This window comes from Luteibacter jiangsuensis (genome assembly GCF_011742555.1).
Lineage (GTDB): Bacteria > Pseudomonadota > Gammaproteobacteria > Xanthomonadales > Rhodanobacteraceae > Luteibacter > Luteibacter jiangsuensis.
In genome coordinates, this window is sequence record NZ_JAAQQR010000002.1 from 1 (window position 1) to 23,958 (window position 23,958).

At 65.8% G+C, this 23,958-nt stretch carries 24 protein-coding genes; all 24 read right to left on the bottom strand.

Going from position 1 to position 23,958, the window contains the following annotated elements:
- Window positions 1-331: 331 nt before the first annotated feature.
- Window positions 332-1,348: a flagellar motor switch protein FliM gene (gene fliM, locus HBF26_RS03580; protein WP_167123177.1), complete on the bottom strand. Its 1,017-nt coding sequence runs from the start codon at window positions 1,346-1,348 to the stop codon at window positions 332-334.
- Between the two features lie 13 nt (window positions 1,349-1,361).
- Window positions 1,362-1,859, bottom strand: coding sequence for a flagellar basal body-associated FliL family protein (locus tag HBF26_RS03585; protein WP_167123179.1), 498 nt, complete (start codon window positions 1,857-1,859; stop codon window positions 1,362-1,364).
- A 109-nt stretch (window positions 1,860-1,968) separates the two neighbouring features.
- Entirely contained in the window at window positions 1,969-2,127 is a 159-nt protein-coding gene (locus HBF26_RS19935) for a pentapeptide repeat-containing protein (RefSeq protein WP_425482963.1), read from the bottom strand.
- Window positions 2,127-3,230, bottom strand: a complete 1,104-nt coding sequence (locus HBF26_RS03590; protein WP_167123181.1) for a flagellar hook-length control protein FliK — start codon at window positions 3,228-3,230, stop codon at window positions 2,127-2,129. Before HBF26_RS03590 ends, HBF26_RS19935 begins: the two co-directional genes overlap by 1 nt.
- A 53-nt stretch (window positions 3,231-3,283) precedes the next feature.
- On the bottom strand, window positions 3,284-3,718 hold the full coding sequence (gene fliJ / locus HBF26_RS03595) for a flagellar export protein FliJ (RefSeq protein WP_167123182.1): 435 nt from the start codon (window positions 3,716-3,718) through the stop codon (window positions 3,284-3,286).
- Window positions 3,718-5,079: a flagellar protein export ATPase FliI gene (fliI, locus tag HBF26_RS03600; RefSeq protein ID WP_167123184.1), complete on the bottom strand. Its 1,362-nt coding sequence runs from the start codon at window positions 5,077-5,079 to the stop codon at window positions 3,718-3,720. Before fliI ends, fliJ begins: the two co-directional genes overlap by 1 nt.
- Window positions 5,076-5,735: a flagellar assembly protein FliH gene (locus HBF26_RS03605; protein ID WP_167123186.1), complete on the bottom strand. Its 660-nt coding sequence runs from the start codon at window positions 5,733-5,735 to the stop codon at window positions 5,076-5,078. Before HBF26_RS03605 ends, fliI begins: the two co-directional genes overlap by 4 nt.
- The gene (gene fliG / locus HBF26_RS03610; RefSeq protein ID WP_167123188.1) at window positions 5,735-6,745 is read right to left on the bottom strand and encodes a flagellar motor switch protein FliG; all 1,011 of its coding nucleotides are present in this window, start codon (window positions 6,743-6,745) and stop codon (window positions 5,735-5,737) included. Before fliG ends, HBF26_RS03605 begins: the two co-directional genes overlap by 1 nt.
- Window positions 6,735-8,441 (bottom strand): flagellar basal-body MS-ring/collar protein FliF, encoded by a 1,707-nt coding sequence (fliF, locus tag HBF26_RS03615; protein WP_167123190.1) that lies wholly within the window; start codon window positions 8,439-8,441, stop codon window positions 6,735-6,737. Before fliF ends, fliG begins: the two co-directional genes overlap by 11 nt.
- 36 nt (window positions 8,442-8,477) lie before the next feature.
- The gene (gene fliE / locus HBF26_RS03620) at window positions 8,478-8,807 is read right to left on the bottom strand and encodes a flagellar hook-basal body complex protein FliE (RefSeq protein WP_167123194.1); all 330 of its coding nucleotides are present in this window, start codon (window positions 8,805-8,807) and stop codon (window positions 8,478-8,480) included.
- 69 nt (window positions 8,808-8,876) lie between these two features.
- Window positions 8,877-10,295: a sigma 54-interacting transcriptional regulator gene (locus tag HBF26_RS03625; RefSeq protein WP_167123196.1), complete on the bottom strand. Its 1,419-nt coding sequence runs from the start codon at window positions 10,293-10,295 to the stop codon at window positions 8,877-8,879.
- A 289-nt stretch (window positions 10,296-10,584) separates the two neighbouring features.
- Window positions 10,585-11,166 carry a PilZ domain-containing protein gene (locus tag HBF26_RS03630; RefSeq protein WP_167123198.1) on the bottom strand — a complete coding sequence of 194 codons (582 nt, stop codon included), beginning with the start codon at window positions 11,164-11,166 and terminating at the stop codon, window positions 10,585-10,587.
- Between the two features lie 30 nt (window positions 11,167-11,196).
- Window positions 11,197-11,490, bottom strand: coding sequence for a flagellar protein FliT (locus HBF26_RS03635; protein WP_167123200.1), 294 nt, complete (start codon window positions 11,488-11,490; stop codon window positions 11,197-11,199).
- Window positions 11,487-11,903, bottom strand: a complete 417-nt coding sequence (fliS, locus tag HBF26_RS03640) for a flagellar export chaperone FliS (protein ID WP_167123202.1) — start codon at window positions 11,901-11,903, stop codon at window positions 11,487-11,489. The genes HBF26_RS03635 and fliS overlap by 4 nt, the downstream gene beginning before the upstream one ends.
- Before the next feature lie 24 nt (window positions 11,904-11,927).
- Window positions 11,928-13,310 (bottom strand): flagellar filament capping protein FliD, encoded by a 1,383-nt coding sequence (fliD, locus tag HBF26_RS03645; protein ID WP_167123204.1) that lies wholly within the window; start codon window positions 13,308-13,310, stop codon window positions 11,928-11,930.
- 137 nt (window positions 13,311-13,447) lie between these two features.
- Window positions 13,448-14,782: a flagellin N-terminal helical domain-containing protein gene (locus tag HBF26_RS03650; protein WP_167123206.1), complete on the bottom strand. Its 1,335-nt coding sequence runs from the start codon at window positions 14,780-14,782 to the stop codon at window positions 13,448-13,450.
- Window positions 14,783-15,183: 401 nt separating this feature from the next.
- The gene (gene flgL, locus HBF26_RS03655; protein WP_167123208.1) at window positions 15,184-16,383 is read right to left on the bottom strand and encodes a flagellar hook-associated protein FlgL; all 1,200 of its coding nucleotides are present in this window, start codon (window positions 16,381-16,383) and stop codon (window positions 15,184-15,186) included.
- 2 nt (window positions 16,384-16,385) lie between these two features.
- Window positions 16,386-18,260, bottom strand: a complete 1,875-nt coding sequence (flgK, locus tag HBF26_RS03660) for a flagellar hook-associated protein FlgK (protein ID WP_167123210.1) — start codon at window positions 18,258-18,260, stop codon at window positions 16,386-16,388.
- Window positions 18,261-18,298: 38 nt separating this feature from the next.
- On the bottom strand, window positions 18,299-19,303 hold the full coding sequence (gene flgJ / locus HBF26_RS03665) for a flagellar assembly peptidoglycan hydrolase FlgJ (RefSeq protein WP_167123212.1): 1,005 nt from the start codon (window positions 19,301-19,303) through the stop codon (window positions 18,299-18,301).
- A gap of 1 nt (window position 19,304) precedes the next feature.
- Window positions 19,305-20,429, bottom strand: coding sequence for a flagellar basal body P-ring protein FlgI (locus HBF26_RS03670; protein ID WP_167123214.1), 1,125 nt, complete (start codon window positions 20,427-20,429; stop codon window positions 19,305-19,307).
- Window positions 20,429-21,109, bottom strand: a complete 681-nt coding sequence (gene flgH, locus HBF26_RS03675) for a flagellar basal body L-ring protein FlgH (RefSeq protein ID WP_167123216.1) — start codon at window positions 21,107-21,109, stop codon at window positions 20,429-20,431. Before flgH ends, HBF26_RS03670 begins: the two co-directional genes overlap by 1 nt.
- 8 nt (window positions 21,110-21,117) lie before the next feature.
- Window positions 21,118-21,903 carry a flagellar basal-body rod protein FlgG gene (gene flgG, locus HBF26_RS03680; protein ID WP_167025235.1) on the bottom strand — a complete coding sequence of 262 codons (786 nt, stop codon included), beginning with the start codon at window positions 21,901-21,903 and terminating at the stop codon, window positions 21,118-21,120.
- 62 nt (window positions 21,904-21,965) lie between these two features.
- Entirely contained in the window at window positions 21,966-22,706 is a 741-nt protein-coding gene (gene flgF / locus HBF26_RS03685) for a flagellar basal-body rod protein FlgF (protein WP_167123218.1), read from the bottom strand.
- A gap of 11 nt (window positions 22,707-22,717) precedes the next feature.
- Window positions 22,718-23,944 (bottom strand): flagellar hook protein FlgE, encoded by a 1,227-nt coding sequence (flgE, locus tag HBF26_RS03690; protein ID WP_167123220.1) that lies wholly within the window; start codon window positions 23,942-23,944, stop codon window positions 22,718-22,720.
- Window positions 23,945-23,958: the final 14 nt, after the last annotated feature.

Sequence of the window (23,958 nt, forward strand, 5' to 3'; positions counted from 1 at the left end):
TCGCTATCGTTGCCTGCATGAGAAGCCTGATCACGGCCATCAATGCCATGGTCCGAGATCAGGTTGGATGGCGATCTGCGGCCGTGTGAGCAATCCACTGAAAAAGACAGTTGCTCCCACAAAAAGCAGGCCTGCTCTCTATGGGAGAAGGCCTGCCTGCTCTCTGTGGGAGAAGGCCTGCCTGCTCTCTGTGGGAGAAGGCCTGCCTGCTCTCTGTGGGAGAAGGGTAGCCTGCTCTCTGTGGGAGCCGGCTACGCCGGCGATCCCGCGGCAGCGGGCAGGTCGCCTGTACGCCGGTCGAGCCGCCGCCATACGGCGTGAACGGCAGCCCTCAGGCCGGTACTTCCAGAGGCTGGATCGGCACCGCCGTGGCGCGCGGCGCGGTCCGCCGCAGCAGCGACTCGAACTGGATCGCCTTGTTGCCGTTCGAGTTGGCCATGCGGCCACGGAAGATCGGCACGTCTTCCGCGAAGACGGTGGCTGTCTCGGGCAGGCTGATGGGGATCACGTCGCCTTTGCGCAGGTGCAGGAAGTCGCCGATGGTGAGCCGGGCCTCCGCCAGCATCGAGGTGATCTCCACCTCCGCATCCAGGATTTCCTCGTGAAGGTTCTGGATCCAGCGCTCGTCGCGCTCCGCACGGTCGCTCTGCACGCCGGCATCGAGCAACTCGCGGATCGGCTCCACCATCGAATACGGCAGGGTGAGGTGCACTTCGCCGCCACCGCCGTCCAGTTCGATATGGAAGCGGGAGACTACCACCGTCTCCGTCGGGCTGACGATGTTCGCGAACTGCGGGTTGATCTCGGAATTCAGGAATTCGAACTGCATCCGCAGCACCGGCGCCCAGGCTTCGGCCATGGCGCCAAAGGCTTCCTGCAGTACGATCTGGATGACGCGGTTCTCGGTGGGCGTGAAGTCGCGGCCCTCGATGCGCGCGTGATAGCGGCCGTCGCCACCGAAGAAGTTGTCGATGACGGTGAAGACCAGGCGCGGCTCGAACACCATCAGCGCGGTGCCACGCAGCGGCTTGATGCGAATGAGGTTGAGGTTGCTCGGGACCGCGAGCGAGTGCACGTACTCGTTGAACTTGGTCATCTTCACGCCGAGGACGGACACCTCGCACGATTTCCGCAGCACATTAAACAGGTTGGCGCGGAAGTAACGGGCAAAACGGTCGTTGACCATCTCCAGCGTCGGCAGACGGCCGCGGACGATACGGTCCTGCTGGGTGAAGTCGTAATCCATGATGCCGCCGGGCGGCGGAAGCTCGACTTCGGTTTCCACCGCGCCGCCTTCCACACCCGCAAGGAGGGCGTCGATTTCTTCCTGGGTAAGGATGTCGGTCATGGCTGGGCGCCCGTCACTGCATGATGAAGCTGGTGAAATAGACGGCATCGACACCGGGACGGCCGATCTTTTCCTTCAGCACGCGCTGGATCTCCGCCAGGGCCGCTGCCTGAAGTTTCTGCTTGCCCTTCACGTCGGACAGGCTCTTGATGTCCTGTGCCGAGAACAGCATCAGCAACGCGTTGCGTATCTCCGGGTCGGCTTCCTTGGCTGCGGCGATGGCTTCCGGATCGTGCGACATGACATTGACGCCGATCTGGAGGAAGCGCAGCGCCTCGGCGTCCTGGAAATTGACGACGAAGGCCGGATCAAGCTGGAGATAGATCGCGGGTTTCGCCCTGGCCGCCTCGGCCGCACCGGCGTGACCGCCCGCTCCACCTTTCATCAGCACCCAGCCGCCGGCGCCGCCCGCGACTAGCACGACCAGCGCACCGATCAGCAGCAACTTGCCTTTCTTCTTCGGGGGAGTGACTGCGGCGCCTTCGGCGGCGTCGTTGGGTGCTGCGGCCATGCGGGAAAACCTCTTGCGAATACGTTGATGCGATGGGCTTGCGAGTGACGTGCAATCGTCGTGCCAGATTTAGCGCCGGAACTTTGACGTGCCTTGTGTGGGAGCCGCTTCAGCGGCGATGGCGGTGTTGTCGCACGGTTGCCCGCTGCCGCGGGATCGCCGCTGAAGCGGCTCCCACAAGTGCGGCTCCTACAAGAGTGGCTCCTACAAAAGTGGCTCCCACAAAAGTGGCTCCTACAAAAGTGGCTCCCACAAGCGTGTTCGCCATCACGCCACTTCGTCCACAAGGCCACGGGACACGCGCGAGGTCGTCACCGTCTCCACGCCGCTCGTTGCGGTGTCGCCTGACTGCCCGGACGCGCTGCCGTTGCTGCTACCCCCACCCTGCTCCGCCTGGCGCTGGCCGACATCCGCCTGGCCGAGCGAGAGGCCGTGGTGCGCGAGCATGCTGTCGAGTTGCGAAAGGGTCTGCTGCACGGCATGCACGGCCGCCGGATGTTGCGCGATGACGGCCACGTTGACCTTGCCGCCGTCCAGGTTCACGCGTACGTCCATGCTGCCGAGTTCTTCCGGATGCAGCTTGATACGCGCCTCCTTCACCTGCCCGGAACCCATCCACGCGATCTGTTCGCCGAGCTCCTGCGCGAACTGAGGCGACGTGGCGGGCTGCGTGGCCTGGAACTGCATCACGGGCGATGCGCCCTGGCCAAGCCCCTGCGCATGAGCGAACGGCATGGGGCCACCCTGGGTGGCATCGACGCTCACGCCATCGTCTTTGGGCGCCTTGGCATCCATCTGGGTGGCGAGCAGCGCGGTAAAGGACGAAGTCGCGACGGCGGGCACGGGTGCGGAACCGGTGGACAGGGCTCCGGCGCTCATCCCGGGCGACGCACCGGCGGCCTCCTTGAGGGATGCCGCGGCGTCGATCTCGCCGGTGGTACCCGGCATCATGCCCGCCAGCGACACGGCGCCGCCCGGCGTGCCGACGGCTGCATCCGTTCCGGCGTCGCCGGCACCTTTCGCCACACCGAGCGCCTTTGCAGCGCCCCCCGCCACGGTGGGCGGAACCCCGATCAGCGACAGCATGGCGGTGGCGATGGAGGTGCCATCCGAGGGTGCTTCGTCTTTCTTTGCCGGCTTGTCGTCGTGACCAGCGGTGGCCTTCGCATCGGGTGTCTTTGCCGGAGGCGCGTTTTCCTTCGTGGCGTCCTGCTCCGATTTGCGCGGTGCGCGTGCGTCGGCGTGCGCCGCGTCCAGCGCGGCGTCGAAGCGCTTCGACGACGTTGTGTCTTCGGCCGAATGCGCCGTCGCAGGCGACGTCGCGGGCGCGGATGGACGAGCGACATTGAGCACGAGGGTGGCGTTGTTCATGCTGGTTACCCGATTCGAATCATGATCTTTCATTGTGATGGCGCCCGGACACGTCAGGTTTCGCCACGTGGCGAACGACGGTGTTGCGAACGCTCGTCCGCCTGTTCCTGCTCGCGGCGGTCCTGCGTCTTGCGTTCCTGCTCGCGATACTTCGAGGTCACGGAGTCCAGCGCCTTTGCGCGCCCCCGCGCCTCCGTCCATTCCTGGCGGGCTCGCTCCAGCGCGCGCTGGCGGCGCTGTACCTCGTTCAGCTGCTGCACGATGGCCATGTCGATCTTCTGCAGGAACTGCTGCCGGTTGAGCAAGGCGCTCACGCCGATACCGTTGGGCATCTCGGCGTATTCGTTGCGATAGCGGCGCAGCTCGGCCAGCTGGTGGTCCGCGTCGGCGAGCGCGCGTTGCTGCGTGGCGAGTGCGCGCGTCGCCTCCTCGGCCTTCTCGGCCGCGAGGTCCACGACGGGTTGCAGGCGATCGGCGCGGGAAGGCATCAGTCAGCCTTCGAGACGTCGGCGAGGCCGGCCTCGGCCTCTTCGAGGTTCACCGGCACATCGGTCTCCTGCTGCAGGAACGCCGACAGGCGCGGATAAAGGGCGATGGCCTCGTCCGTGCGCGGATCGCTGCCTTTCTGGTACGCCCCCACGGCGATGAGGTCACGTTGCTGGCGGTAAGCGGAATAGACCTGCCGGAACCGTTGTGCCGAGCGCAGGTGGTCCTTGCTCACCACGGCGGGCATGACACGGCTGATGGATGCCTCGATGTCGATGGCCGGGTAATGACCGGCTTCCGCCATGTCGCGCGACAGGACAATGTGGCCATCGAGAATCGCGCGCGCCGAATCGGCGATCGGGTCGTGACGGTAATCGTCGCCTTCGGTCAGCACGGTGTAGAACGCCGTGATGGAACCGCGCCCTTCCGCGTCGTTGCCCGCGCGCTCGACCAGCGCCGGCAGCATCGCGAAGACGGACGGCGGATAGCCCTTGGTCGCGGGCGGCTCGCCGATGGCGAGCGCGATCTCGCGCTGTGCCTGGGCATAGCGCGTCAACGAGTCCATCAGCAGGAGCACGCGCTTGCCCTGGTCGCGGAAATGTTCCGCGACCGCGGTGGCCACCTGCGCGCCACGCAGCCGGGAAAGAGGCGGGGCGTCGGCGGGCGCGGCGATCACGACCGCCCTGCGCCGGCCTTCCTCACCCAGTGTGTGGTCGACGAATTCCTTCACCTCGCGGCCGCGCTCGCCGATCAGCCCCACCACAACCACGTCGGCGTCAGTGAAGCGCGTCATCATGCCCATGAGCGTGGACTTGCCGACGCCCGAGCCGGCGAACAGACCGATGCGCTGACCGCGGCCGACCGTGAGCAGCGCGTTGATCGCCCGCACACCGGTGTCCAGCGGCGTGTCGATCGGGCGGCGCAGCATGGGATTGATCGGGTCGCGCCGGAGCGGTGCACGTTCGCGCGCCAGCAGCGGGCCCTGCCCGTCGAGCGGCACGCCATCGGAACCGATGACACGGCCGAGCAGCGAATCGCCCACCGGAATCCCGGACACGGCGGCCACCGGCGTGACGCGCGCGTTGGGCAGCACGCCATGCATCTCGCCGGTAGGCATCAACAACAGACGGCCATCGGAGAAACCGACCACCTCCGTTTCGAGCTGGCGACCGTCGGCGCCGGCGACCATGCAGCGCGCGCCCACGGGCGCCTCGCAGCCGACTGCTTCGAGGGTGAGACCTACGACGCGACGCAGCTTGCCTTCAGCCTGCAGCGGCCGAACCTGCTCGGCGTTCGCCCGCTGCGCGGCAAGCGCCTCGCGCCAGTGCGCGTTGCGCGTCGCGACGTGACGCTCGGCGCTCACGACGCCTCGGCCTCAGGATCGGCGGATGTGTCCTGGCCCTGCAGCACACTGTCGATCACCGCCGCGAGGCGGGTGCGCACGCGTGCATCGAGTCGCGAATGCTCGCTTTCCAGACGGACGTCGCCGCGTTCGAGAGTGGCGTCGTCGACCACCGTGCCTTCGTGGTCGAGCGAGGACCGATGTTCGCGCACGATCGCGGCATCCGCCGGATGGAGATGAATCTTCAGGTGACGCGTAGCCGCCGGCAACGCATCCACGGCCTGGCGCACCACGTCGATGATCTTGTCCGGCCGCGTGGCCAGTTCGTAGCCCAGCACACGCTCGGCGATGGTGGTCGCGAGCAGGGCGAGGTCGCCGACGACATCGTTGTCCAGATCGGCGAACGGGCGCTCCACCGCGGCAAACAGCGCTTCGAGGCGGGCGACCTGGGCGGCCAGCTCGCGCTTCGCCATCGCGCGGCCTTCGGCAAGGCCGGCATTGAATCCCTCTTCTCGCGCCTGCCGCTCGATGGCCTCGATTTCGGCCACGGTGGGCCGCTGCGGACCGTCGTCCGGCACCTCGGCCACATCGCGGGACTCCGGCGCGCCCACGACGGGAAGTTCCCAGCGTTCGAACTGCGATACGCGTTCCCGCGCGAGGATGGACGTGAGGCTCATCAGACGAACTCTTCTCCGCCGCCGGCGAGGTTGATCTGGCCGGCGTCGGCGAGACGGCGCGCGGTGGCGAGCACTTCTTTCTGGGCCGCGTCGACCTCGGAAAGGCGGACCGGCCCCTTGACCTCGAGGTCGTCGCGCAGCATGTCGGCGGCGCGCTTGGACATGTTCGCGAAGATCTTCTCGCGAATGGCGCTTTCCGCGCCCTTCAGGGCCGTGATGAGGCGTGCCGACGGCACTTCGCGCAGCAGTGTCTGCATGCTGCGGTCGTCGAGGTCGGCCAGGTCGTCGAAGACGAACATGAGTTCCTCGATGCGCTCGCCGAGCGTGGAGTCGATGCCCCGGATGGATGCCATGAGTTCGGCCTCGCGCGCCGTCTCCATCGCGTTGAGGATATCGGCCGCGGCCTTGAGTCCGCCCACGGTAGCGGACTTCAGCTTGGTGGAATTGCCCGAGAACTGGCGCTCCATGATTTCGTCGAGTTCGTTCAACGCGTGCGGCTGCACGCCGTCCAGCGTGGCGATGCGCATCACGACGTCGCTGCGCGTGCGCGCAGGCAGATATCCGATGACTTCGGCGGCCTGATCGGCCTCCAGGTGCGCCATGACAAGCGCGATGATCTGCGGATGCTCCTGCCCGATCATCTCGGCGATGGCTCGGCTCTCCATCCACTTCAGCGATTCCAGGCCCTTGCTGCTACGGCCGAGAAGGATACGGTCGATGAGGCCGCCGGCCTTGTTCTCGCCCAACGCGTTGACGAGGATGCGGCGAATGTATTCCTCGGTGCCGACGCCGATCGCCGTGTGCTGGCCCACGTCCTCCTGGAGCTTGGTGAGGACCTGGTCCACCTGCTCCTTGCTGACGTTCTTCAGCGCGGCCATCGCCGTACCCACGGCCTGCACGTCACGTGCGCCGAGGTGCTTCAGGATGGACGCCGCGTCCTCCTCGCCCAGCGTGAGCAGGAGAATCGCCGCCTTCTGTGCGCCGGTGAGGTTTTCTTTCTCAGCCGCCATCTTCGGATACCCAGCTCTTCACGACCTGCGCCACCTGTTTCGGATTTTCGGCGGCCATGCGCTTGGCAAGGCCCACCTTCTGTTCGTAGGCCAGCAGCGCGGGGGAGCCGAGCTGGGCCTGCGAGGTGGAGACACGGTCAGGTGTCATGTCATCGTCGTCCACCATGACCGAGACGGTAGGCATCGGTCCGGCAAGCGCCACGTTGTTCATAGCCAGCGGAGCCGGCTTCAGCAGCCCCTTCAGGATCGGGCGCAACACGAAGAAGCCGACGATCAGGGCAACCATCACGCCAAGGCCCTGCTTGATCAGGTCGAGCATGCCCGGACGTTCCCAGAATGGCATGGTCTGCGGCGCGTCGTCGACGATGTTCCCGCGGAACGGCTCGTTGATGACGCTGACGCTGTCGCCACGCTGGGCGCTGAAGCCCACGGCGTTCTTGGTGAGTTCGGTGAGCCGGGTCAATTCTTCCGGCGTGAACGGCACGCTCTTCAGCTTGCCGTCCTTGTCGGGAACCTGCTTGTTGTCGACCACCACCGCCACCGACAGACGGGCCACCTTGCCGGCGGGATCCGTGACGTGGCTGACCGTGCGGTCGAGTTCGTAGTTGCGGGTGGCGCTCTGGCTCTGTTGCGTGGGCGTCTGCTGTGCGGTCTGCGTGCTTGCCTGCGCGCCCGGCTTGCCGCCGGCGCCCGGATTGGCCGCCGTGGCGTTGGCGCCGGTGTTCGGCGGCTGGTTGCTGAGCGCGCCCGGCACGCCGCCGTTGCTGGCCGGGTCCGTGCGTGTGTCGCTGCTGGTCTGCTCGCTGCGCAGGGCCGGGTTGTCGTGATTGAAGGTTTCGCTGGCTTTCTCGGTCTGCGAGAAGTCGAGGTCCGCGAAAACCTGTGCCCTCACCTTGCCGGCACCGACCAGGGGCGTGAGCAGGTCCTCCACGCGCTGCGTGTAAGTGGCTTCGATACGGTTGGACAGGCGCAGGCGGCTGTCGCCGATGGCCTGCGCGCTGTCAGGGTCGCTTACCGTGAGCAGATTGCCGCCCTGATCGATGACCGACACCTGGCGCGTGTCCAGACCCGGCACGCTGGCCGCGATGAGGTGGACGATGGCGGCCACCTGTCCCTGGTCGAGCTGGCGCCCCGGATACAACGTGACCACCACCGAGGCGCTGGCCGGCTTGTTGTCGCGAATGAAAGCGGAAGGCTTGGGCAACGCGAGGTGCACACGCGCGGCGCGCACGGACTGCAATCCGGCGATGGTGTTGGAAAGGTCGCTTTCCAGCATCGACTGGTAGCGGCTGCGCTCGGCCATGTCGCTCATGCCGAACGGCGAGTCCGCCTGCGGTATGGCACTGGCGGCGCTGCCCTGCGGCAGCCCCTGGCCGGCGAGCTTCAGACGAACACCTGCGACATCGGCCGCGGGCACGAAGATGGAACTGCCGTCGGCGCTCAACGTATAGGGCGTGTTGGCGGCCTGCAGCGCCTGGGTGACGGCGGCGGCGTCTTTCTGTTCCAGACCACCGTAAAGCAGCCCGTAGTTCGGTGCGCGCGACCACATCACCGCGGCGATACCGATGGCGACGGCCGCAGCGATACCCGCCAGCATGAAGAGCTGCCGCATCGCGGGCGTCTGTGCCAGCGACTTCAGCGAATCCATGCGCGAAGCTGTGTTGCTGTCGGTTGTGGCGACGCCGTTATCTGCCATGGTTCAACTCGAATCCTGTCTTTGCGCGCATGTCGATCAGATCGACATGTTCATGATTTCTTTGTAGGCATCGACCATCTTGTTGCGCACTTCGGTCATGGCGCGAAACGAGAGGTCGGCCTTCTGTCCCTGGATCATCACCTGGGCGAGATCGATGCCCGGGTCGCCTCGCTCGAAAGCCGCCGACATGCTCGCCGCCTTCGCCTGGGTCTGCGCCACGCCCTCGATCGACTGCTTCAGAAGATCGCCGAAGGCGCCCTTCTCCGCCGGAGCCGCCTCGCCCACGCCACGCAGCGCGGGCATCTCGGTCTGCGCGCTGATGCGGCGCATCTGGAGCAGGAGGCTGTTGACGTCGATCGTGGTCATGACGGTTTTCCAACGCGTTATCGGGTTTGCGACACCCGATGCACGTCCTGTGCCAACCAACGACGGCTGTCAGCCGGCCTGCGCGGTCTCGGACAAGCCGTACTTGCGGAGCTTTTCCACCAACGTGGTGCGCTGGACACGAAGCAGCTTGGCAGCGTGCGCGACCACACCGTTTGCCGAGTTCAGCGCCTGGCGAATCAGGCCGATTTCGATGCCGGCCAGGTGGTCCTTGAGGTCCAGACCGCCCTGCGGCAGCACGGAAGGATCGCCGTCGGCGACATAGCCGAACGATTCGGTGACTTCCGGCTCGGCTTCCATCATGGCGATGAGCGCGGCACCGGACACCTCTTCCACCGGCAGCGCACCGCGGTACTTCTCGGGCAGGTCGGCCGCACGCACCTCGCCGTGCGGCATGAGGATGGCCATGCGCTCGACCAGGTTGGACAACTCGCGGACGTTGCCGGGCCAGCCGTGGCGGCACAGCGCACCCATCGCGCTGGGCGAGAAACGGACCGGGGAAAGGCCGCGCTGCACGAGACGCTGATTGAACTCGCTGATGAGCGCCGGCAGGTCTTCCAGGCGCTGGCGCAGCGGGGGCATCTCCAGCGGGAACACACTGAGACGGTAGAAGAGGTCTTCGCGGAAGCTGCCGCGCTCGATGGCGCCCTCGAGGTCGCGATGGGTGGCGGCGATGATGCGCACGTCGCAGCGCTGCGGGCGATTCCCGCCCACGCGCTCGAACACGCGCTCCTGCAGTACGCGAAGCAGCTTCACCTGCATGGGCAGGCTCATGTCGCCGATTTCGTCGAGGAAGAGCGTGCCACCCTCGGCCATCTCGAAGCGGCCCTTGCGGGTGCTGATGGCGCCGGTGAATGCACCTTTCTCGTGGCCGAACAGTTCGCTTTCGAGCAGCTCGGCGGGAATGGCGCCGCAATTGATCGCCACGAACGGCTTGTCGCGGCGCGGGGAGCAATCGTGGATGGTCCGGGCCACCAGTTCCTTGCCGCTGCCGGATTCGCCGAGCACCAGCACGCTGGAATCGAAAGGCGCCACCTGGCGGATCAGCGCGTTCACGCGCTGCATGGGGCCGGACTGGCCCACGAAGCGGCGGCTGGCCTGCACCGGCTCCATGCGCGACTGCAAGGCGCGAAGGGCCTCGGAGAGGCGCTCGTAGCGCAGCGGCATGTCGATCAGTTCGACGCTGCCGCTACGGGCGTCGTCGGAAACAAGCAGGGTAGCCAGCGGGGAATCCGAGGCAACCAGCATCGGAAGGTTCCGGCCCTGGCGGCCCACGGCGGCGAGATAGCCCTCCAGTTCGTTCTCGTCTTCGGCCGTACCGACGTACACGCCGCGCCAGCCCTCGTTCGCTTCAGCCGCCTGCATGCGGCTGGCGAGCACCGGCCGGTAACCCAGGAAAGCCAGGGCGGAGACGACGCTCTCGGTGCGTGCTGCATCGGATTCGACGACGAGAAACTGGGAAGACTTCACCGGGGGATACCTCGCTTTTGCGTTGGATCGAAGGGATCAGGCGGGCTCCGTGCTGGAATCCCGTCGGCTTCGTTGCAAGGTATCAATCAAGGAGCGTGCCAACGCCGGAATTCCGACGCACGCCAACGGAAATTGACGTGGTGGCGCGGCGTTCACATAGGTACGACAAGAGACCGTCGGGGGTCGTTGCCTTCCGGCAGGGTGTGGGCTCCGCCCGTTCGTGACGACTCACGTCACGAATGTGACGCGGGACGCCACGCGACGTTCTTACGTCACGTGACGTAAAAGGTCACATGCCTTCCGAGCCGCCGTCGGCGGGGCGCGCCTGGGCGCGGGCCTCCGCCACCAGGCGCCGGTGCTGGCGGAAGACGAGGCGTTCGATACCGTCGCGAACGGCTTCGGACAGCCCTTCGAAGCCAATGAATCCACGGCCGTCGCTGGGCCCGGCAAGGCGGACACCGGGTAATTCGAGCGGCAGTGCCCGACAGGCGTCGAAGTGAAGCCGCAGCATGACGGGCTGGCCCACGGGCGGCAGATCGGCCCAGGGCAGCACGGCGCCCACGGCGTTGAAGCGCACGGAAACCCGCGGCGGCAGGGCCGACTGCGGCAGCAGCAGCCGGTTGACGATCTCCATGAGTACGTTGAGCTTGGCGTCGAGGCGCGCCACCTCCTGGGACAGCTGGCCGTCGTCCTCATTGTTTTCGGCCCGGCGGTCCATCAGCGCCGACACGGCGACCAGGACACTCGCATTGCGGTCGTTGACGAGCCCGAGGGCGGCCGCATCGGGACGGGGCGCCGCCTCGCACGTGGCGTGAAAGGCCGCGTCCCAGGTCACGCGCTCGGAAAATGCCTGCCAGCCTTCGTCACCCATGCGCCCTGCCCCCAAGCAGAAGGTTGTCGCTCAGAACGAACTATACGCGGCCACCGCTCGGCGGACCCGGCGGGAAGCGTCCCACGCCACGGCGGCTTCGTCCCGCGCCGCGGACACCAGGTCCTTGATGAGTCCGTCGAGCAGCATGATGGACTTCAGCGACTCCAGCGTTTCCGGGGCCGGCCGCATCGTACCGCGGCGGAGGACCGGTTCGCGCTCGGCCTCCAGCGCGGTCAGGTCGTCCCAGCGGCCTTCGCTGGCGGCGGCATGCATCGACTCGGTCAGATCGAGCACACGGTCGAGGTCGCACCAGGTGTCGGTCATGCGCCGGCTCCGGCGACTTGCCGCGCCTCGACGGGAATGGCGACCCAGCTGTCGCGGATCTGGCCGAGCAGCCGGCCTACCTCCTCGAGTGCTTCGCTGTCGTTGTGCAGGTTGGCGTGAAGGAGGCGACGGTTGATGTAGTCATACAGGCCCTCAAGGCGGGCGACCAGCGACGTGCCGACCTCGGGATTCAGCGCCGCCTGCAGGGCCCCGACGATCTCGATGGCCTTGGAGATTGCTTCGCCCTTCCCCGCCACGTTACCGGTGGCAATGCAGCCGCGCGCGAAGCGCATCCGTTCCAGCGCACCGTCCATCAACATGGTGATGAGGCCGTGGGGATCGGCGGTTTCGACGCCGCCCTGCGTGCGGACCTGCTGGTAGGCGCCTGCGCCTTGGGAATATCCGAGTGCCATGGGTATCTTTTCCTGGAGCTGCCGTTACTTGCTGGCCGTGAGCGCGTCGAACTGCTGCTGGAGATAGCTGCTGGTGCCGGCAAGCTTGGTCATCATCGCGTCGAGCGCCGTGTACTGCTTGGTGAGGCGGTCGGTGTAATCCTGCATCTGCTTGTCGAGGTTGTCCGCCTGGTCCTGCAGGTCCTTCGTCTTCTGGTTCAGGTTGTTCGTGCGCTGGGTGAGGATGCCGGTGGTGGACGTCCAGCCGGTGATCAGCTTGTCCAGCTTCGGCGCGATGCCGTTGTCGCCGCTGAGTAGGTTCTGGGTTTCCCTCGGATTGTCCGCCAGGGCCTTGTTGAGCTTGGTGGTGTCCAGCTTCAGCGTGCCATCGACCTGGAAGGCGACGCCCAGGTCGCTGAGCGAGGTGGGACCGCTGGCGTTGCCGGTGAACTGTGAGCCGATGAGGGTCGAGACCTGGCTCTTGATCGAGTTGACCGTGGCATCGCCGATCAGCGCGCCCACCTGCTGGTTGGTGGCGTCGTACTTGGTCAGCTGCTGGTAGGTCGAGACGAAGGCGTTGTACGAGGTCACCAGGGCGCCGAGCGCGGTGGAGACGGCGCTGGTGTCATTGGTGATGGTGAAGGTTGTCGGGGTGACACTGCCGTCGGTGTTCTTGGGGGTAACCTTGGAGAGCGTCAGGGTCACACCGTCGATCGCCTTCGTGACGACGTTGGTGGGGCTGCTCGCAGCGAGCCCGTCGATCGTGAACAGGGCGTCCTGTGCCTTGACGGTCGGCGTATCCGTGGCCGGATCGAAATCCAGTTGGGAAAGCCCCCCGTCGCCGCCGCTGGTGACGACCTTGAAGGCGTTGTCCTTGCCGGTGACCGAGGAGGTGAGCACCAGATGCGCGCCGTCGGTGCCGGTGACGATGCTGGCGGTGACGCCGGGATTGTCCTTGGATTTGTTGATGATGTCGCGGATGTTTTCCAGCGAGTTCGCGCCGTCCGCGATGTCCACGCTCATCGACTTGTCGCCAATGGAGATGGTGAGGTTACCGGTGCCGAGCGCGGCCTTGCTGTCGACGAAGGCACCGGAGGTCGTCTTCTGCGAGGTGGCCAGCTGGTTGACGACGATGTTGTAGACGTTGGGCTGTGCGGTGCTGTCGGCGGCGGCGGTAAAGACCGACGAATCGCCCACGGAGACCTTTGTGGTCGTGAACGCCGTGCCGTCGGTGAGGGCCTTGATCGCGCTCTGCAGACTCGTCAGGGACGAGGTGAAATTGCCGACCGCGGAAATCTGGGTGGAATTGGTCTGCTTGTCGGCAGCTATCTTCGCGTCCGGCGCGCTGCGCTTGTTGGCGACGAGGTTCTTGACGATCGACGCGACGTCGATGGAACTGCTGCCGAGGTTGACGGGGTTCGTGGCCATGAAGCTCTCCTTGAAGACGCCTCACTGCCTGGGCGCCAATTTGTCGACGGCTGGCGCCCTTGCGAACGCCAGCCGTGACAACTAAGCAATTACCCTGCCAAGGCCCGGGAAGCCCCGGGCCCGGCGGTCTTACCTTGTTACTGGAGCAGCTTCTGGACGATCTGCTGGCTCTGGTTCGCCTGGGCGAGCACCGAGACGCCGGCCTGCTGCAGGATCTGGGCCGAGGACATGTTGGCCGTTTCCTGGGCGAAATCCGCGTCCGTGATGGCCGAACGCGAGGCCGTCAGGTTCTGCGAAATGTTCTGCAGGTTGGAGATCGTGGACTCGAAGCGGTTCTGCACGGCGCCGAGGTCCGAACGGAGGTCGGAGATCGACTGCAGGGCGGCGTCGACGCGGTTGATCGTGTCGTTGGCGCCGTCGACCGTCTTGATGCTCGAGGTGGCCAGGGTGTCCGTGACATTCACGGCGTCGGTGGCGGCAAATCCGAGGTTGGTCGCCTCGGCACCCGACACGGCGATGGTCTTGGCCGAGGCGATGTTCAGCTTGCCATCGGTACCGACGTAGGCGGTGATGCCTTCGCTGGAGTGGGAGTTCACGGCGTCGGCAACGTCCTGGGCGGTCTTGAAGTTGCCCGTGATGTCGAACGAGGTACCGCCACCCACCGAGATGGTCAGGTCGCCGGCGCCAAGCGTCTTGCCCACCGAGTTGTCGGTCACGTCGATCGACGTCGCCGTCGTCGTATTGTTGGCCACCGTGAAGTCGCTACCCAGCTGCGCCTTCAGGAAGTTGACGGCATCCGCCTGGGTAGCGCCCGTATAAGTGCCCCAGTCGACGCTCTTGCTGCCGTACGTGACCACACCCTTGGCGGACGCATTGGCCGCGGTCCAGTCGGTAGCCACAGCTTCGGTGGTAGTCGTACCGAGCTTACCGGTCAGGTCAACCGAATCCGTCGCCAGCTGGCCGATCTGGTTCGCCTTCACACCCTTGTCGAGACCGACGGTGATGACTTCACCGACGTTCGCGCCGACCTGGAAGCTGAGCTCCTTGGCCGAACCGTCGAGCACCTTCATGCCGTTGAAGTTGGTCTGCGTGGCGATGCGGGTGACTTCCGACAGACGCTGCTGCACTTCGGCGTCCAGAGCGGCGCGGTCGCTGGCGGAGTTCGACGCGTTGGTCGACTGCACGGCCAGTTCGCGGATGCGCTGCAGGTTGTTCGTGACTTCGTCCAGCGCCGACTCGGTGGTCTGCGACAGCGAGATACCGTCGTTGGCGTTGCGGACAGCCTGGGTCAGGCCGTTGATCTGGGTGGTGAAGCGGGTCGAAATGGCGAGGCCGGCGGCGTCGTCCTTCGCGCTGTTGATGCGGTTACCCGACGACAGACGCTCGATCGCGGACGACAGCTTCGTCTGCGAGGTGCTCAGGTTACGCTGAGCATTCAGCGACATGATGTTGGTGTTGATGGTCAGAGCCATGGGATTTTGATCCTTTGTAAGCGGAACCGAATTGCCGGAAGTTGTGCGGCGTTGTCCGGCGGGGTTCCGTTAGGGAAGCCTTCCGCCTCGGAGAGGTTTACGGCACGCCGGGGAGGAACTTGAGGACTTTTTGTACCTGTCAACAACTTTCTTGATCAGGGCCGAAGGCATGCCGCCTCATGGCTCTGTCGCGGAAGTTATCGGCCGCTTCCGGAGAGGATTTAGGGCGAATTTCATGAGATGTCCCATCGAGACGCGAGGGTCGAACCCGACAGCGCGACCACCTTGTCCGGACCGCAAGAAAAAGGCGGCCTTGAGGCCGCCGTGAAGCTGATCTATCGCAAGCACCCCATCGCCGCTGAAGCGGCTCCCACAGATGCCTCTCTAGCTACCTCTGCGTGTTACTTGAGGTAATTGAACAACGTGAGGTTCTGCATTTTCACGTACGCCTGCTGCGCCGCAGTGAGCGCCGACTGCTGCTGCACGAACTGGCTCGTTGCGCTGGCGTAGTCGAGGTCTTGCAGATTGGACAGCGTGGTCTGGTACTGCAGCTTCACGTCGTCGCCGATCTGCGACTGCTGGTCGAGCGTATTCATGCGCGCGCCGATCTTCGTGCGCGTGTTGAGGAAGCTGGTGGACGCCTGATCGAGGTTCTGCAGTTGCGCGTTGATCTGGTTGTTCATGGGCGCGCCGCCACCCGGTGCCTCGAAGGCATTGATGATGCCCGCGACGGTGGAGAAGACGTCCTGCGACGACGAGGGACCCACCGCGAACGTATCGCCGGCGGCGGGAGTCCCGGTGATATTGAGTTGCGCGCCCTTGAAGTTGATCGTGCCTGTCTGGCCGGTATAGGTACCCGTGGCGAGCGGCGGATCCGTCGGAAGCGCCGCATTGTCGCGAATCTCGTAATCCGTGGCCGTGGTGAAGGTGATGGTGTAGTTGCCACCGTCCCACGCCGACGCGTCGGTGACCGAGGTGGACCCGACCACGGCCGTGCCGGTGTTGGCGGCGCCCGCGCTGGTGATGAATGTGCCGTTGCCGCCGCGGATGGCCATGAAGACGTCGGAACCGCTGTCGCCGGTGGCCACCTGGAGACCGGCCGCAGCGGCGACCATGCGCTGGCTCTGATCGCCACCGTAGTTCACCGTGAGGCCGTCGATGGTAAAAGGCTGCGTGGTGGTGCGGCTACCCGCGAAGATGTACTCGCCCTGCCCGTCGCGCGTATTGCCCAGCGCTACCAGCTGCTTGAGCGTCTGCCGCAGCTCCGTGGCGATCGATTGGCGGGATTCGTCCGTCTGCGTGCCGTTCATGCCTTCCAGCGTGAGCGAACGGATACGGTCGAGGATGTCGCCCGCCGAATTCAGTGCCTGTTCTTCGACGGAAAGGCGCGTGGTGGCGGACTGGATGTTGCGCGTGTACTGGTCGTTCTGAGCGGCGGCCGAACTGGTGTCCACGGCGCGGGCGGCAGCGGCGGGGTTGTCGGCCGGCGTCTGGATGGCCTTGCCGTTGCCGAGCGCCAGCTGGGTCTGCGACAGCGAATACTGCCGGTCCAGCATCGTGTTGACGGCCTGCTGCTGCCCCCAGGAAGTGGAAATACGCATGATCAGCCCCGTACCGCGCTCAGGAGGGAATCGAAGATGGTGTTCGCCGCGTTGATGACCTGTGCGGCGGCCGCGTAGGACTGCTGGAAACGCAGGAGGTTGGCGGCTTCCTCGTCCATGTTCACTCCCGAAAGACTCTGCTGCGCCGACGTGGCCTGGTCGAGGATGCTCTGCTGCGCGTCGAGCGCGGTGTTCGCCTGCGCGCCCGCCGTGCCCACCTGTGCGATCAACTGGCTGTAGGACTTGCCCACGGTGGTGACGCCATTGTCGAGCACGCCCTTGTTGGCGACATCCGCCAGGGCAAGCGCGTTTCCGTTGTCACCGCTGGCCGAACCGGCCGGCTTCACGCTGAAAGTATCGTTAGCGGCAGGTGTGCCCGAAAGCTTGAGCGTCCAGCCGTTGCCGGTGATGGTGTCGCCGGCAGCGTAGGTCTGCGGCGCCCCGCCGTTGATCGTATACGTGGTGGGCGAAGTGAAGACGATGTTCACCGGCGTGTTGAACGCCGGATCGGTGGGATCGGTGACCGTGAGGTTGCCCAGGGTGGCCTTGCCGGTGTTCGCGGAACCCTTGCTGGCCGCCAGCGGACCGGAAGCCGCGATCTTGTTCGTGTCGCTGATGGCCACGCTCATGGTCGACGCGGCGTTGCGCGTGGGCTGGATCTGGAAGCTGTCGCCCGCCTGGGGCACGCCCGAGGGCACGGTGATGGCGAGGCCGTCGATGAGGATGGGATCGGCGGCCGTACCGGTACCCGTCGATGGAACGGCAACGCCCGCCGTAGTCGTGACCGACCACTTCGTGCCGTCGAAACGCATGACGTAATCGGATGCACCCAGCTTGCCGACGTCGGTGATCTTCGCCGCGACCTGTGCGTTGCCCTTGTTGCCCGTGTTGTCGAAGACCGCGGGGTCGGCAATATTGAAGAAGTCGCCACCGGCGTCGCCGTTGAGGTCGATGCCTTGCGCATGCTGCTTGTTGAAGGCATCCGTCAGCGCGATGGCGGAGCGGCCAAGCTGGTTCCGTGCGGGATCGAGTACGTTGGTGCGAAAATCGAACGTGGCACCGAGGGAACCGGAGCCTAGCTGATTGCTGATGATCGATCCGGTCGGTCCGACGATTTCCAGCCGCGAACTGTCGTACGGGTTGTTGGCGGTGGCGATCTTCGTCGAATCCGTGCCGTTCACCAGCGGCAAGCCGTTACCGACGGACACCGTGACCATGTTGTCGCTGCCCTGGCTCACGTTCACGCCGACGATCTGCGACAGCTGCGAGATGGCCTGATCGCGCGCGTCCAGCAGGTCGTTCGGTGCGGCGCCGCCGATGGAAGCGCGCGCGATCTGGCCGTTCAGATCGGCGATGCTCTTGGCCAGGCTGTTGATGCTGTCGACGGAGTTGCTGATTTCCTGGTTCGTCTGCTGGTCGATCTGCTGGAACTGCGACGACAGCGAGCGGAACGTGGAGACGAGCGAGCTGGCCTTGCCGAGCAGTGCCTGGCGGCTCGCCGTGTCCACCGGCGCATTGGCCACATCGCTGACCGCGCCGAAGAAACCGTCGAGCGCCGTCTGCAGGTTGGCCGACCCGCTCACCGCATTGTTCGCCGCGGCAGTGAGCCCCGCGTATTGCAGCGCGCGGCTCTGCCCGGAGTTGGCCGACCACACGGACTGGGTGAGGAACTGGCTGTAGGCGCGCTGGACGCTGACCGCATCGGCTCCCTGCCCGATGTAATAGCCGCCGTTGAACTGCGGTGTGCGCGCATTGAAGTTCGTGATCTGCCGGGTATAACCCGCGGTGTTCACGTTGCTGATGTTGTGGCCCACCGTGGACAGGCCTACCTGCGAGGCAAGCAGCCCGGAGACACCGGTGGAGAGCAGATCGGCCATCGTCGTATTCCCTTTCTAATCCGTGGTCGGCATGCGGATCACAGTTCCGCCGCGATCTGCTTCAGCGCCGCGAGCGCCTGCTTCATGATCGGGCCGTTTGCGATGTCGGTGAGCTTGCGCGCATAGCTGGGATCGGTGGCGTAACCGCCCTTCACCAGGGCATGCGCGAAGCCGGCGACATCGTCGCCTCGGCCCACCGCGCTCGCGTAGCGGGGGCTGCTGGATACCATGTCGGCATAGTCCTTGAACGAGTCGGACGGCGAGTCGTACGCGCGGAAACTGTCCTTGCGGCGCACGGCCACGCCATCTTCGTATTCGAGCGTCGGCACATTCACGCGCTTGCCGTCCCAGCTGCTTCCGGCCTTGATGCCGAACATGTTGAAACTGCTGGTGTGGCCCTGTGCCGGCATGTGCTTGCCCCAGCCGGTTTCCAGCGCGGCCTGCGCAAGCAATGCACGCACAGACACGCCGAGCTTCTTCGCCGCCTCGATGGCGTGCGGTGCAAACTTCTGCACGAATTCCTCCGGGCTGGACACCGACAGCTTGCCCACCGCGCCGGCGACGGCATCGGCGCCCTCGCCCACCGCGCGCCCGGCATTGCCGAGCATGCGCTCCAGCGAATCCATGAGGCCGCTCTGCTGATCCGAAGGCGACGACACGGAATCCACCGTGCTCGCATCGCCCGTCACGCCCGCGAAAGGATCGTTGGAAGCGGCGGCCGGCGACGCGGCGCTGCCACCCAGCTGGCGAATGAGCATGTCGGCGATGCCGATGCCGCGACCCTGCGACAAGGTCAGCGACAGCTGGTGATCGAACATGTCGCGGTACGCGTTGCCCGCTTGCGAGCCCATGATGTCGTCGCCCAGCGCGGAACTCGCATCGCGCATGGACTTCAGCATCATCTGCGTGAAGATGGATTCGAACTGCTTCGCGACAACCGGGAGGGCGGCCTTGGAGTCCTTCTGGGCCGCCGAGCGCAAGCCCGCGAACGCGGACATGTCCGTGTAGGTGCCAAGCCTCTGGGTGTCGACGGGCGCGGCCATGTCAGATCACCACCAGTTCGGCGTGCAGGGCGCCGGATTCCTTCAGCGCCTGGAGGATGGAGATAAGGTCGCTGGGCGACGCGCCCACCTGGTTCACCGCACGCACGATGGCGTCGAGGCTGGTGCCCGGGCCGAACTTGAACATGTGGCCGCCTTCCTCGCTCACCGCCACCTGGCTGCTCGGCACGACGGCGGTCTGGCCGCGGCTGAATGGCGCCGGCTGGCTGACCTGCGGCTGCTCGCTGATGGTGACCTGGATGGCGCCGTGGGCCACCGCAGCGGCGCCGACCTTCACGTCGGAGCCGATCACGACGGTACCGGTGCGCGAATTCACGATGATTCGTGCCGGTGCGTCGCCTGGAGTGACTTCGAGCGCCTGGATGGTCGACAGCCAGGAAACCCGCTGCGACGGATCGATCGGCGCACGAACCGCCACCGAGGCGGAGTCGACGGCATTCGCCGTACCCGCGCCGAACGACTGGTTCACCGCCTGCGCGATGCGCGCGGCGGTGGTGAAGTCGGCGGTGTTGAGGTTCAGCATGATGTCGCCGCCCTTGTCGAAGGACGAGGCCACGCTGCGCTCGATGCTGGCGCCGCCGGGAATGCGGCCGCTGGCCGAAATGTTCACCTGCACGCTGGAACCGCTCTTGCCCTGCGCGCTCACGCCACCCACCACCACGCTGCCCTGGGCGATCGCGTAGACCTGACCGTCGGCGCCCTTCAGCGGCGACATCAGCAGCTCGCCCCCGCGAATGCTCTTGGCATTGCCGATCGAGGAAACCGTCACATCGATGCGCTGGCCTGGCTTGGCGAACGGCGGCAGTTCCGCAGTGATGGTGACGGCGGCCGCGTTCTTGAGCTGCGGACGCACGTTCGCAGGCACATTCACGCCGAACTGCTGGAGCATGTTCTCCAGGCTCTGCGTGGTGAAGGGCGTCTGGCTTGTCTGATCGCCGCTGCCGTCGAGACCGACGACGAGGCCGTAACCGATCAACTGGTTGCTTCGCACCCCGCCCACTTGCACGAGATCGCGGATGCGGTCGGCATGCGCGGGGACGACGGCCCCGAGCGCCAGCACGGCGAAGGAGGCCTGCACAATACGGTGGAAGGAGCGAAAGGCGTTCATCAGAACGGCATCCACTTGGAGTCGAAGAAGCGCGACAGCCAGCCACGCGTGTTCGAGTCGGCCAGCGTGCCCTTGCCTACGTACTCGATGCGCGCGTCGGCGACGCGGCTGGACGGCACGATGTTGTCGTTGCCGATGTCCTGGGGACGGACGATGCCGGAAATGCGCACCAGTTCCTCGCCCTGGTTGATCGTGAGCCACTTCTCGCCACGGACCACGAGCGCGCCGTTGGAAAGGCGCTGCGCCACGGTAACAGTGATCTCGCCCGTGAGCTGATTGCTCTGGCTGGAAGTACCGTTGCCGTCGAACGCGTTGTTGCTGGACAGGGAACTGTCGGCCGCGTTGCCGCCGATGCGCAGCCCCTGCCCCAGCAGCGTGGGCGAGGCGATGTTGTTGCCGTTCTTCTTGCTGGTGCTCGTTGCCGCCTTCTTGCTGGCCTGCGTGGCCTCGACCAGGGTAATGGTGAGAATGTCGCCGATGCGGTGGGCACGCGGATCGGCGAACAGCTCCATCGACTGCTGGTCCGCGTAGATGGAACCGGTGGCCTGCGGCTGCGCTGCGGGCTCCACCGGAAGCGTGGCCGTGTACATGGGCTTCGGCGTGGGCGGCACCATGGCGCAGCCACCGAGGGCAAGAAGCGGCAGCGCGGCGACAAGGATGCGGGCGAAGGGACGATTCATGGGGTGTCTCAGGTCTTGTTGGAGATGAACTGCAGCATCTGGTCGGCCGCGGAGATGGCCTTCGAGTTCATCTCGTAGGCGCGCTGCGTCTCGATCATGTTCACCATTTCCTCGACCACGTTGACGTTCGACGTTTCGAGGGAGTTCTGCTCGAGGGTGCCGAGCCCGTTGAGACCGGCCGTACCCGTCTGCGGCGCGCCGCTGGCTGCCGTCTCCAGGTACATGTTGTCGCCGCGCGGCTCGAGGCCGGCGGGGTTCACGAAGTCGGCCAGCTGGATGGTGCCGATCTGCTGCGAGGCGGCGCTGGCCGCGGTCGTGACGCTCACCGTGCCGTCCTTGCCGATGGTGATCGTCTTCGCGTTGGCCGGAATGGTGATGGCCGGCTCGATGGGGTAGCCGTCGTTGGTGACGATCTGGCCGTCCTGATCCTGCTTCAGCGCGCCGTCGCGCGTATAGCCCACGGTGCCGTCGGGCATGGTTACCTGGAGGAATCCGCGGCCTTCGATGCGCACGTCCAGCGGGTTGCCCGTCTGCTGCACGCCGCCGTCGTCGAACATCTTCTGCGTGCCGACCACGCGCACACCCGTGCCGATCATGAAACCGGTGGGCGACTGGGTCTGCTCCGTCGTCTGCGCGCCGGCCTGGCCACGGTTCTGGTAGGACAGGTCCTCGAACTCGGCACGCGACCGCTTGAAAGCGGTGGTGTTGGTGTTGGCGAGGTTGTTCGACACGACGTCCATGCGCGTCTGCTGCGCATCGAGGCCGGTCTTGGCGATCCAGAGGGACGTGAACATCGTTGACTCCTGCGCGCGTGCGCTTTACGTGCCGGCGACGGAATGGCGTCGCGCGGCGGTGGTTATCCCACCTGTAGCAATTTCGATGCCGACTGGGCGTTCTCGTCGGCCGCCTTGATCGAACGGACCTGCATCTCGAACTCGCGCGAGAGCGAAATCATCTTCACCAGCACGTCGGACGGGTTGACGTTGCTGCTTTCCACGGCGCCGGAGACGAGCTTCACGCCCGCGTCGGCGGGCGCCTGGCTGCCGTCGCGCATGTGCATCAGGCCGTCCGGGGCATAGGTGAGCTGGTCGTTGCCCGGGTTGACCAGCTTGATCCGGTCGGTGGTGGCCACCGTCGCCGGCGATTCGCCGAGCGGCACGACCGAAATCGTGCCGTCCGCGCCGATCTTCACGCTGGATGCCTGCGGAATGGTGATGGGACCGCCGCCACCCAGGACGGCGTTGCCCTTGGCGTCCGTCAACAATCCGTCGGCGTCGATGCGCAGGTTGCCGGCACGGGTGTAGCCTTCCGTGCCGTCAGGCGTCTGCACCGCTATCCAGCCGTCGCCCTGCACCGCCACGTCGAGATCGTTGCCGGTTTCCATCTGGTTGCCGGCGGTGGTGTCCCACCCCGTACCCTGAGCCACGCCGTTGATGCGCGTCTGCAAGCCGTCGCCCTGGACGGGCAGGCTCTGGAACGCCGACAGTTCCGCCTTGAAACCGATGGTGTTGGCGTTGGCGAGGTTGTGAGCCACTTCGGCCTGCGCTCGCATGATCTGCGAGGCGCCGGTCATCGCGACATATACGGAGCGGTCCATGGGGGGCTCGCTTAGTTGCGGATGTTGATGATGGTCTGGGTCAGCTTGTCGTCGGTCGAGATGACCTGCGCGTTCGCCTGGTAGTTGCGCTGTGCCTTGATCATGTTGACCAGCTGCGCGGTGAGGTCGGCCGTGTTGGACGCTTCGAGCTGGCCGGCCTGCACCGTGCCCACGTCGCCCGAGTTGGCCACGCCGCGGATGGGCTGTCCCGACTCGGACGAAGGCACCCAGTTGGTGTCGTTGAGCTGGCGCAACCCCTGGTTGTTCGCAAAGGTGGCGATCGCCAGCTGGCCCAGCGGCGTGGACACGCCATTGGAATAGATGGCCGAGACAGTGCCGTCCTTCGCCACGTCGATCTTCGAGAACTTGCCCGCGGCGTAACCGTCGGTCGGTGCCGCCGTCGTGGCGTAGCTGTCGCCGAACTGGGTGATCTTGGAGACATCGACCGTCACGTTCAGCGGAGCGGCGCCGGGATTGGGCGACACCGCGCCGAAGGTGAGCTGGCCATTCGCCGGCGTGACGATGGCGCCGCCGGAGCTGAACGCGATGGGCTGCGCCGTGCCGACCTGCGTGCCGTCCATGGTCATGTACGCGTTCCACGTGTTCGGATTGGTCGCGTCCTTCACGTAGTAGATGTTCGTCGTGTGCGTGGCGCCCAGCGAGTCGTACGACTGGAACGTGGAAAGGTAGTTGTACGTCTGGTCGTTGGTGGGATCGAACGCGCCGCCGGTCGGCGCAGTGGCATTGGCGGACAGGTTCGCGGTGAGCGACACCTTGGTGCTGGCCTTGGCCGGGCTGGAACCGCTGGTGATCTTGAGATCGGTAAGGGCGCTGATGTCGAAACCGCCCGCCGCAGACGGCGGATACGCCTGCACGAACTGGCCCGTGGCCGTGACGATGTTGCCCTGGTCGTCCGGATGGAAGTTGCCGGCCCGGGTATACGAATAGCCGGCACCGTCGCGGATGGTGAAGAAGCCCGCGCCGCTCAGGCCGAAGTCGTACGAGTTGCCGGTTTGCGTGAGGTTGCCGTCGCTGAACTGCTGGGCGATGTTGGTCAGACGCACGCCGCTACCGGCGGCATTGGCGGAAAGGTTCTCGCCCGCCACGGAGTAGACCTGCGAGAACTCGGCACGCGAGCCCTTGAAGCCCACGGTGTTCACGTTGGCGATGTTGTTGGCGGTGACTTCCAGGTCGGAAGACGCCGCGTTGATGCCGCTGAGGGCAATTTCGAATGGCATGATGGATTTCCTCG